The sequence below is a fragment of the Actinomadura physcomitrii genome, assembly GCF_008923205.2.
GTDB classification, from domain to species: Bacteria; Actinomycetota; Actinomycetes; order Streptosporangiales; family Streptosporangiaceae; genus Spirillospora; species Spirillospora physcomitrii.
In genome coordinates this window covers 1-10652 of the sequence record NZ_WBMS02000084.1, presented here as the reverse complement: position 1 = coordinate 10652, position 10652 = coordinate 1, and the positions used below count along the sequence as shown (strand labels likewise).

8 protein-coding genes and 3 pseudogenes are annotated in these 10652 nt (G+C 66.2%); 5 read left to right on the top strand and 6 right to left on the bottom strand.

Annotated features, from left to right (window positions below):
* Positions 1-146: 146 nt before the first annotated feature.
* From F8568_RS46135 to F8568_RS49265, 3 genes and pseudogenes are all read right to left on the bottom strand, one after another.
* Positions 147-1151 (bottom strand): DUF418 domain-containing protein, encoded by a 1005-nt coding sequence (locus tag F8568_RS46135; RefSeq protein WP_236010163.1) that lies wholly within the window; start codon positions 1149-1151, stop codon positions 147-149.
* A gap of 123 nt (positions 1152-1274) precedes the next feature.
* A pseudogene (locus tag F8568_RS46130) lies at positions 1275-2056 on the bottom strand (transposase family protein).
* A 108-nt stretch (positions 2057-2164) separates the two neighbouring features.
* Positions 2165-2359, bottom strand: a pseudogene (locus tag F8568_RS49265) (transposase); the annotation flags it as partial.
* Positions 2360-2719: 360 nt separating this feature from the next.
* Here F8568_RS49265 and F8568_RS46120 point away from each other — a divergent pair.
* A complete protein-coding gene (locus F8568_RS46120) occupies positions 2720-3964 on the top strand; it encodes an IS110 family RNA-guided transposase (RefSeq protein WP_328601329.1) in 1245 nt (414 codons plus the stop codon).
* 21 nt (positions 3965-3985) lie between these two features.
* Here F8568_RS46120 and F8568_RS46115 read toward each other — a convergent pair.
* Positions 3986-4516: pseudogene (locus F8568_RS46115) on the bottom strand (transposase family protein); the annotation flags it as partial.
* 427 nt (positions 4517-4943) lie between these two features.
* Between F8568_RS46115 and F8568_RS46110 the strand changes: the two are divergent.
* Both F8568_RS46110 and F8568_RS46105 read left to right on the top strand, forming a co-directional pair.
* Positions 4944-5576: a hypothetical protein gene (locus tag F8568_RS46110; protein ID WP_151600503.1), complete on the top strand. Its 633-nt coding sequence runs from the start codon at positions 4944-4946 to the stop codon at positions 5574-5576.
* Positions 5573-6055, top strand: a complete 483-nt coding sequence (locus tag F8568_RS46105; RefSeq protein WP_151600502.1) for a hypothetical protein — start codon at positions 5573-5575, stop codon at positions 6053-6055. Before F8568_RS46110 ends, F8568_RS46105 begins: the two co-directional genes overlap by 4 nt.
* 405 nt (positions 6056-6460) lie before the next feature.
* Here F8568_RS46105 and F8568_RS46100 read toward each other — a convergent pair whose 3' ends face one another.
* Complete coding sequence (locus tag F8568_RS46100; RefSeq protein WP_202126171.1) at positions 6461-7357, bottom strand: S1 family peptidase; 897 nt, start codon at positions 7355-7357, stop codon at positions 6461-6463.
* Positions 7358-7626: 269 nt separating this feature from the next.
* Positions 7627-7875 (bottom strand): cytochrome P450, encoded by a 249-nt coding sequence (locus F8568_RS46095; RefSeq protein ID WP_328601328.1) that lies wholly within the window; start codon positions 7873-7875, stop codon positions 7627-7629.
* Positions 7876-8015: 140 nt separating this feature from the next.
* Here F8568_RS46095 and F8568_RS46090 point away from each other — a divergent pair, with 140 nt between their 5' ends.
* Positions 8016-8765 (top strand): transposase family protein, encoded by a 750-nt coding sequence (locus tag F8568_RS46090; RefSeq protein WP_160574032.1) that lies wholly within the window; start codon positions 8016-8018, stop codon positions 8763-8765.
* A 369-nt stretch (positions 8766-9134) separates the two neighbouring features.
* Positions 9135-10382 (top strand): IS110 family RNA-guided transposase, encoded by a 1248-nt coding sequence (locus tag F8568_RS46085; protein ID WP_151600499.1) that lies wholly within the window; start codon positions 9135-9137, stop codon positions 10380-10382.
* Positions 10383-10652: the final 270 nt, after the last annotated feature.

Below are 10652 nucleotides of genomic sequence, written 5' to 3'. Positions count from 1 at the left end.
TTCCACCGCCATGATCCACCTCGCAATGATCGACCTCATGAGCCGCCGCCTCACCGGCGAATCCACTCCCACATGGCGGGGCACCTGACCCGGAATCAAACGGAACTCGCAGGATGAAACGCCCAGTAAGAGGGTGTTCTCGCTGGTCAGACCTTCGATCGAGAGACGTTGATTAGGGATGAGCTTTCCCACGTCAAAGCTCGCCAGATCCATTCCAATGGGCCATATTGAGCATAATGCAGCCAAATCCAACTGAACGTGGCTTCAATTAAAAATACGCAACAGCCCACAGCAAAGGCTTTGTTATATGCGGGCACTGCTTCCAGTTGCACATACCTGTTGATCACCACGATCAGCACTGAGGCGCCAAGATAGTTCGTTAGTCCCATCCTTCCTACCAACGCGATCTTGAACGCAACCGGCCGGACGCGAGTCCGCATCACGAGCACCATGGCGATCATGTAACTTGCCGCGGTCGCAACCCCTGCAGCTGCGGCTAGTACCGAGTATTCCGAGGCTCCGGAGCTCCATTGCCATGCATCCAGCGCACCGGCTGTCGTCCCAAATACTCCAAGCCCCAGGAAGATGCACTTCGTCGGCAATTTCAACAGCCAATCGATCTTGCTCTCCATCGCCAGGCCAATCAGTAAGAGCCCCGGAATTAGCAGGGCGCCGCCCTTAAGGGCCACAGCTGCCGCGGTTCCGGCAATCCCGAGCGCCAGCACGCCACCCGCCGGAAGGAAGGAAAGAGGCAGCATGACAAAGATCCCGATCACGCTGTACATCCGGAGTATCTCATTCGGCTGCAGAACCTGATGAGCCAGGCCGAATGGCAGGAGGAAAAGGAGCCGGAACAATAGCATGACCCGTGGATGCCGCTTCTTCTTTCTGGCGTTCCGCAAAATTATGCCGAAACTCAGGCCGAATAGAAGTGAAAAAATTGGAAAGAAGCGCTGATGGAGTAGCAGCTCATATATCCAATACCCCACCCCGCGCTGATGCTCTCCAGTCGGAACGGGCATGTTCGTGACGCCTATCGTGTTAACGATGGTTATCCCGAACAAAGATACGCCTCGAATGGCGTCGATTTCACCGATGCGCGCGGTCCTTACGTGCTCGTCAGTAACGGCATCTGCCGTTTGTGGCGACATCCGCACATGGCCTCCTTGGCGTCCAATAGATCATTAAACCACATCTTATCCCACTCCACCCACAAAAGGGTTCCACCGCACTAAGAGTGCGTCTCATGTGGGCTGTTTGGCGAGTTTCTTGAGCTAATTCCAACTTCCTCTGCCCTGGTGGTGGAGGGAGAGGATGGTCTGGACGATGGCGGTCAGGCGGCTGGGCGGGCAGCGGGCCATCCGCGGGATGTGCCAGTTGTTGAGGGTGGCGGCGCCCTGCTCGCCCAGCGCGCGGGGCTTGGCGTGGTGCCGGTTGAACAGCTTCTTACGTTTGCCGAGCTTGTGAGCCTTCCTGCGCTTGTACGGCGTTCCGACCGCACCGCCCGCACCGGCGTATCCCTTGTCGGCGTAGCAGGCGATCGCGCGGTCGGTGAGCGCGTCGATGATGCCGTGGACGCGGGCTGCGGTCAGGCCGTGAGTCGAGCCGGGCAACGCCGGTGACGCCCAGATCAGCCGGCCGTGCGGGTCGGTGAGGAACTGAATGTTGATCCCGTGCCGGCGGTGCTTGCCGCTGTAGTACAGCCGGTCGTTCGCCCCTGTGAGCCGGTTGATGGGCGCCAGGGTGCCGTCCAGGATGACGTAGGCCTTGCGCCGGCAGGTACGTATCGCCTCGTGCAGGTCGGGGGCCTGCTCGGCGAGCAGCGTGATGACCTCGGTGACGTAGCGGTGCGCGGTAGCGATGCCGACGCCGAACGCCGCTGCCAGGGGGCGAAGGTCTCGTTGCAGCGCAGATGCACCAGTACCAACAGCGCCTGTCGGCCGGGCTTGAGCGCCCGCCAACGCTAGCCGATCCGGTCACGGTGGTCCGCGATCAGCTCAGTCACGAAGGCACCGGTTGTGGGCGACAGATCCAGCGCAGCACGGTAGAACAACACCAGAGGCTCCTGGCAGGGCGGTTGTTTTGGTCGACTTCGCATCTACCAGGGGCCTCGCCGCGTCATCAGCCAGTTCCACCCACCGCAACCACCCCGTGACCCGCACGATCAAGGTGGAAAAGGCTCCTTGTAGCAGGTGATGGCGGCGGCCAGGACGAGGAAGGCGTTGAACAGGTGGCCGTGGCGTTCGTAGCGGATGGGCAGGCGCCGGTAGCCGAGCAGCCAGGCCAGCGTTCGTTCGATCACCCAGCGGTGGTGGCCGAGGCGCTCGCCGGACTCGATGCCGGGCCGGGCGAGGCGCGGACACGATTCCGCGTCGCCGCACGCACCCAGGTTCGATGGTCGGCGGAGTGGCACGCCTAATGAGCGCAGGCAGGCCCGGCCTTGTGGTCGGCGGTGGAGATCTTGTGAGTAGGCGACGCTGGCAGCGCCGCGACAAGAGCGGTCGGTCCGTTCCGACCATGACGGGGTCGGGCCTTTGGTACGCGTGGCTTGAGCCGCTCGCAGGATCGTCTCTTGCGTGTACCCGGGGCCGATGAGCCCTTGAGTAAGTGGGAGGGCCCTGCGAGTGCCTGAGGTCACGAACCGCTAGTGGGATGGTGGACTACGAGTCCTGTCATTAGGCCGCGCCGTGATCACGGCCGGCACAAGCGCAACGCGATGATCTGGGGTGATGCCTATGCGGTGTTCTGCGGTATCGACTGGTTCGAGCAGCACCACGACGTGGTGATCGTCGATGGCAACGGCGGGCTGGTGGCCAGGCAGCGCATCGGTGATGACGCGGCCGGGTTCGGGCGATTGCTGGAGATGCTCGCCCAGGCCGGTGACGGCCCGGACGCTTATGTCCCGGTGGCGGTCGAGACCTCGCGGGGGCTGCTGGTGGCCTGTCTGCGGGCCAGTGGGCGGCCGGTGTTCGTCATCGACCCGATGGCGGTGGCCCGCTACCGGGAACGGCACACGGTCTCACGCAAGAAGTCCGACCACGGCGATGCGATGGTGCTGGCCAACATCTTGCGCACCGACATGGCCGCGCACCGGGCGTTGTTGGCCGACTCCGAACTCGCCCAAGCGGTCGCCGTGCTGGCGCGCGCTCAGCAGGACGCGGTCTGGGACCGCACCCAGGCGCACAACAAGCTGCGCTCGCTGCTGCGGGAGTATTACCCGGCCTTCCTGGCGGCGTTCCGGGATGCCCGAGGTGGCATCGTGCGCCCCGAAGCCCGCGCGATCCTGGCGGCGGCGCCGACACCGGCCGCCGCCGCGGCAATGTCGGTGCAGCAGATCGCCGACCTGTTGCGCCAGGCCGGTCGGCAACGCGGCGTGACCGCCCGGGCGGCCCGCATCCACCAGGCCTTGACCAGTGAGCATCTGCGTCAGCCGTCACCGGTCGAGCAGGCGATGGGCCGCAGGGCGGTGGCGCTGCTGCGGGCCCTCGATACCGCCTGCGTCAACGCCGAAGAACTCGCGGCAGCCGCCGAAGAGGCTTTCGACCAGCACCCGGACTCCGAGATCATCACCAGCCTGCCCGGTCTCGGTCGACTCACCGGCGCCCGGGTGCTCGCCGAGATCGGCGATGATCGCTCACGGTTCGCCGATGCCAGATCCCTGAAAGCCTACGCCGGGGCGGCCCCGGTCACCCGCGCCTCAGGCAAGCGCGTGATCGTGATGCACCGGCGCGTCAAGAATCAGCGTCTGGCCACCGCCGGCTACCAGTGGGCGTTCTCGGCGCTGACCGCCTCACCCGGCGCTCACGCTCACTACCAGCGACGACGCCAGGCCGGTGACAGCCACACCGCCGCGCTGCGCAACACCTTCAACCGCCTGCTCGGCTGCCTGCACCACTGCCTGCACACCCAACAGCCCTACCAGGAGGCCACCGCGTTCGCAGTCCGCACCCTCGCCGCGGCTTGACACGCTAACCGCATGGGATGTCTTGTCGGCCCAGCAGGAGACGCCGGTTGCGGCGAGGGCGTCGATGATGCCGTGCTCGCGGGCCGCGCGGACGTCGTGGACGGCCCCGGGCAGGGCCGGTGAAGCCCACAGCAGCCGTCCGGCCGGATCGGCGAGGACCTGCACGTTCATCCCGTGTTTCTTGTGCTTTCCCGAGTAGAAGGGCCGGTCGGCGGCGACCCGGTCGATCGGCGGCAGCGTGCCGTCCAGCAGGACGAACGCCTTCGTCGACGCCGTCCGGGCCGCCTGGGCGAGCGTCGGGGCCACAGCGGCCAAGACCTCGACCGCCTCGGTGATGTACCGGTAGGCGGTGGTGATCCCGACTCCGAAACCGGCGGCGAGTTGGGCGTAGGTGTGCCCGTTGCGCAGGTGGGCGAGGACGAGCAGGGCCTGGCGGCCAGCGGGCAGGCGCCGCCACCGGGTGCCGATGGCGCGGCGGTGTTCCCGCAGGCGCTGAGATAGGTGGCGCAGGGCGGCGCTGGACACCTCGATGCCAGACGGGTAGACAAGCATGCGAAGCCTCTGGTGGAGCCGGTCTTCTTGGTCGAAAACCCATCTACCAGAGGCTTCACTCGTCTGTCAGCCCAGCCCCGCAGCCACCGCAGCAGGTTGAAAAGGGCTCACTCGTCCCGATCGGCCCTGATCACCGCTCCACACCAAGATCAACGATCTAGATCGGCCCGGCGTCACGGGACAGCCTTTAGGCATTCACCTCTCTGGACGGCATCGTCACCGCGTTCGCCGTACTTCAGGGATTTGCATTTCTCAACATAATTCCCCTGGGCCTGCCAGGTCGAGCCATGACGATCGGCTGCCGTTACGGCCGGGACGGGACGTGGTGGTTCTACAACGTCCACACGGGCGAGTCGATCTGCCCGGTGAATGACGCGGGCGCGGCAGCACAGCAAATCGGGAACGAGATGGGAGAGGCAGCGGCGGCATGACCTTGGCGATTTCGGACTATCCTCGCGTACATCTCGGCAAGGTCGCTGAGATCAATGGCATGACCACGGCTGACGGCCCGTGGATCCCCGTGCGCGAGGCGTTCGACCTCACTGGCCTGCAGTCCGGCGTGCTGGTGCGCTGGGAGGAAGAGGGGTTGATCTCGGTCGTGCAGGACTCCGTACGGTCGCCGCGGCGGTACCTCAAACCGGAGCTGGAGGTGGTCGCCGAACTGGGGACGGGCGGCCCGCCAAACCTGCGCACCGTTCGCCAGTACATCAGTGGCCAGGGTGCAGGCCAGGCCGCCCCGTCGGCAAACGGACCCGCGCGAGCCGAGCAGCGGGTGCACACCACCGAACCGGACCATTCGGAGGGAGCGCGCTACCTGGTCACCCTCGCCAACCTGCTGCGCGGCCAGAAGCTCGTCACGGAGCCCGTCAGCGAAAGGCGATTGCGCGTGACCACGGGTCCAGACTCCCGCGGGGTCGCAATCGAGTGCAACCGCCGCACGAGCGACGATGGCCGCTGGTGGTTCAGCTGGGGCGGCGGGGTCTGGCTGTGCGAGGCCGACAACCCGACCGAGGCCGTCGTGCAGGTGAAGGCCGCACTCCGCACGGTGGGGGCGCCGTGATGACGGCGCCCGGCCCGATGGGCTATTCGGCCAGGCCGGAGGCCATGGGCCGGCTGATCTCCACCCTGTTCGCCGACCGGCTATTCGAGCACGGCACCCCGTACGTGCGTGTAGGGCTGATGACGGTCTACGTGGAGGACCGAGTCGCAGCGGAGCTGGCGGGCATGGAGCGCCGTCCTGCCGCCCAGGCCCTTGCGCTGGCGCTCGGCATCGCGGCGAAGGTCTGGGACGAAGCGATGGTCATGCACAGGATGTGCCAGCAGACGATCGACGAGTGCCAGCGGCAGGTCCGTCTGGACCTGGAAGAGATCTTGGACGAACACATCGCTCTGCTGCGGAGGTCGATGGAGGCCGAGTCGGTCGAACCAGGGCGGCAGGCGGCGTCCGCTCAAGCCCGAGCCGGACAGGACGACCGGTCGTTTTCCGTGACCAGCGCGTCGAGCGCGATCCAGGTGCCCCAGCGCTGCTCGCCGTCGTAGATCACGCCCCCAGCGCGGGAGGAGGAGAGTGCGCTCCGGGACGCGGGTCCTAGCACCGGGAGGTGCAAACGGTTCCAGGACCCATCCAAATGCCGGGCGGGGGCCGACGGGGGCTCCGCCCCCGTCGGCCCCCGCCCGGTCATCAACGGTTTTCGGCAAGCAAGTGGCTCGTTTAAGGCTGCGGGCGTCATCGAGACTGCAGGGCAGGACATTCAGCTCGGTGACGTCGCCGACGACATCCGACTCTGCCCCTGGAACAACGAAAGCTCCAAACTCCTTGAGTTCAGAGGTTGTCGCCAGGCGGACGCCGTATTGCGAGATCGAGGGCCGGGGGGCCACATCGTTGATCGCAACGACCTCGACGTCGAACTGCCTGCCGCGCCGACCTCGGCCTGGTGACCGTCTCTAGGAGACGACGCTGTTAATCCAGCCGGCGTTGGGCCCGACGCCCGTATAGATGTCCGGGCCGCCTCCGCAGACATCGCTCACGCCGCGACTGTCCACGCCTTCGAGCCGCCAGTGGCCGTTGACGCGCATCAAGAGTGGCGAGCCGGAGTCACCTCCGCAGGGCCCGCGGACGCCGTCGGGATTGTCCGCGCAGATGTCGCCCGGCCGGATTCCCCAGGCGTCGCTTCCGTTCTCGTCGACATGGCACTTCCGGGTACTCGCCGGAAGCACCGTGGTGTCGAGTTGTTGCAACTGTGTGGGCAGCTGGCTGGGATCACTGTCGTCGTTGGAGGTGTAACCCCAGCCGATCTCCCGGACGCCGACCCCCGGGTTGGGAAGCACGACGTCCATGGGAATGGTCTTCACCGCGGACTGCGCGGTTGTGAGGTGGAGGAGCGCGATATCCCCGCCGAGTTCCCTATCCGGGTAGTTGATGTGGCCGGGGGCCACGACGATCTTGTCGGTATACGAGACGGTGCCTCCCGCGGTCCGGTCGTTGGAGCCGATCCGGACATGCAGGAGGGCGGGATCCAACGGCACGGACGTGCTGGAGTCCGAGCCGCTCGTTTGGACACAGTGCGCGGCGGTGACCACCCATTCCTTCCGTATCAGAGCGCCACCGCAACGATGGGAGTCCGGGTCTCCGTTGTGGGAATACTGAATCGAGACCATGAACGGGTAGGTCTGGTCCGCCGGCCCCCCACCGACGATCTTGGGCGAGGGGTCGCCGGCGGCCCATGCGGCCTGAACGGCGCCGGTGGTCATCAAGGCGCCAGCGACAACCGTCGCCGTCGCCATGACGCGCGCGAACGTCCGTCGCCGACGGGTTGATGGGGTGCCCGAATTCGCTGCCATTGTTGTCGACTCCTAGTCTAACGATTTCGCCAGGGAAATTTAGCGATAGTAGGGACTTGCGAGAGGCATCGTTGGTGGTCTATTCGGTTGCGGTCGGTCGTCGCCGCTGAACTGGAGCTCGATTTCGGCTTCCCACAGGTACTCCTTTGCGCTGTTCTTCGGTCTGCGCTATTGCTCGTGGTTGTTCCGGACGGGCTGCTGTGCGTATGGCCGACAGGTGGAACTGTCCGGCCATCGGATGGCGCCGCAATCGATCAGGTTGAGAGATGTCAGCGCAGTCCTGTGGGGACAACTGATCCCCCTCCGTTCGGCCGGTGGCGGCCTACGGCCTGTCCCAGGTGATCGACAACCGGGCGGAGCCCACGTGTGACCGTTCCGGTCTTCCAGGCGATGTCCTGTTCGGTTCCGGCGACCCGCAGACCCGGAAGCCGCTGCAGCAGCGCGCCGAGGGCGACCTGAGGCTCCATCCGGGCCGGCTGGGCGCCGAGGCAGCGGTGCGGGCCGTGCCCAAAAGCGATCTGGGAGACCTCGTCGCGGCGGAGGTCGAACGTGTCGGCGTTGCTGTACTGAGCGGCGGGACCGTACCGGCTGGAGATCCCGTGCTGGTCTCGCTAAGGGCTGTCCCGTAACGCCGGCGATCAAGATCGTTGATCTTGGTGTGGAGCAGGTGATCGGGGCGGATCGGGACGAGTGGGTGCCGGTGTTCACCGGCTTGTCGGTGCGGCAGTTCCGGCGTCTGGTGCGGGTCGTTGCAGGTCGGGGTGGTGAGCAGACCGGGACCGGGTGGCGGTGGAGTCTGCCGCTGGCCGACCGGGTGCTGCTGATCGTTGTGTATTACCGCACCAACCTGACGCTGCGGCAGGTCGCGTTGCTGTTCGGGGTGTCCAAGTCCGCCGCGCACCGCGTCGTGGATCACCTGGCGCCGCTGCTCGCACTGGCCCCGGCCGCCCGCCGGCACAGTCCGGACACGGTGCTGATCGTGGACGGGACGCTGGTGCCCGTCCACGACCGGACGGTCACCGCCTCGTCCAAGAACTACCGGTACTCGGTGAACATGCAGGTCGTCATCGACGCCAACACCTGGCTGGCGGTCGCGGTCGGACGTCCGGTGCCGGGCAATCACAACGACTGCACCGCGTTCCGCGATTCAGGTGCCAATACCGCGTTCCGGGGTGCGCATGTGATGGCCTACGGCGGTTACCGGGGAAACCGGCAGGTGATCATGCCCTACCGGCGTCCCCGCGACAGCGGCGAGCTGCCCGCCTGGCAGGACCAACTCAACACCGTCCACAAACGGGTGCGCGCCCGCGTCGAGCACGTCTTCGCGCGCATGAAGTGGTGGAACACCCTAATAGAGCTCGAACGGCCTGAGGCGGGGCAGGGATGCCTTGGAACATCCCGGTGCTGAAGCCCTTGCGCAGACGGGCAGCCTGACCCGCCTCGGACCGTTCGGCGCTTACGTCCTGGCGTGGATGGCAGGCCGGAGGTCCGCTTGTTGACCAGCGTCTGACGAGAGACGTTGCGGAACGTCCGCCCCCTCGCTGCCGCCTTGCGGTGCACTTGCTGGTCGTGGTTGCAGCCCGCTCGCACGGTCCATACCTCAGCGGAGTTCCGAGCTCTGAGCTCTCATTGCGCAAGACCGGAACCGTGCGCGTCGCTGAGATCGCGAACGGCTTCATCGGAGGTCAGGCCATGAGCCTTGCTATTAGGGCGCCGCGCGTTCTCGTCAGGGTCTGTGACCAGCACGGACACCCCCTGAACGAACGGAGATCGATACGTGACGGCACAACACCGAGGTGTGTACTGCGGCATCGACTGGGCCGAAGGCCACCACGACATCGCGCTGGTCGGCCAAGACGGCACGCTCATCGCCAAACGGCGCATCAAGGACAGCAGTAACGGTTACGCCGAGTTGCTCGAGCTGCTGGCCGAGGCCGGGGACAGCGGTGAGGAGCCGATCCCCGTGGCGATTGAGACGGCCCGCGGGCTGTTGGTGGCCGAACTGCGGGCTACCGGCCGACCGGTATATGCGATCAATCCGCTCGCCGTGGCCCGTTACCGCGAGCGCTGGACGGTCGCACGCTCCAAAAGTGATCACGCCGATGCCTTGGTGCTGGCCAACATCCTGCGCACTGATGCCCACGCGCACCGTCCGCTTCCTGCTGACAGCGACCTTGTCCGCTCCATCGCAGTGCTGGCTCGCGCCCACCAGGACGCCACCTGGCGGCGCATGAAGCTCGCCCAGGAGCTGCGGTCGCTGCTGCGCGAGTACTACCCGGGCTTCCTTGACGCTCTCGCCGTCCACGGCTCAAACAGTCTGACCGGTGCTGACATGTGCGTGCTACTGGCCACCGCGCCGACACCAGGCAGGGGCGCGAAACTCACTCTGGCTCGTATCGCCGCGGCGCTGCGCCGCGGCGGGCGCCGGCGCAATGTCGAGCTACTCGCCGCCAAGCTGCAGCTGGCGCTGCGCTGTCCGCAGATGCGGCAGCCACCACTGGTCGAAGAGGCGATGGGCAAGAACACCCTTGCCCTGCTGAGCGTGCTCGATGCAGCCTGCTCGGGCGTCGATGAACTCGGCAAGGCGGCGACCGAGGCGTTCCGGCAGCACCCCGACCACGAGATCATTACCAGCTTCCCGGGCCTCGCGGACATCAGCGGCGCCCGCGTTCTGGCCGAGATCGGCGATGACCGGGCCCGGTTCTCAGATGCACGAGGCCTGAAGGCCTACGCCGGATCCGCACCGGTGACCCGAGCGTCCGGGCGCAGCGTCTCCATCACCCGCCGCCTGGTCAAGAACAACAGGTTGGCCGCGGTCGGCTACGTCTGGACCTTCATGGCCATGACCAACTCCGCTCCCGCACGAGCCCACTACCAACGACGCCGAGATACCGGCGACAGCCATCCCGCAGCCCTACGCCATCTGTTCAACCGGATGCTGGGGCAGTTGCACCATTGCCTCCAGACCGCCGAGGCCTACGACCAAACCAAGGCTTTTCCGGCAGCCGAAGCAACCGCAGCTTGACCCCAACACCTATCGGAGGTCTGCGCAACTGTCGCCGCAAACGCGACGGCGTCCAGCACGCCACCCACGGCATCGCCCTCATGCACAACCTGGCGATGGCCGGCTGACCCGGCCCGGAAAACGCCAGCTCACCGGCAGCACACCACCGGCTCGACCCCGAAGCGGTCGCGAAGGTGGTCGACCACCGCGACTACTTCGTCCGGGGCTGGCCGAGCTCGGCGGCGAAAAACGTACTGGCGGCCTTCAGTATCTCGTTGGCCCGCTTCAGCT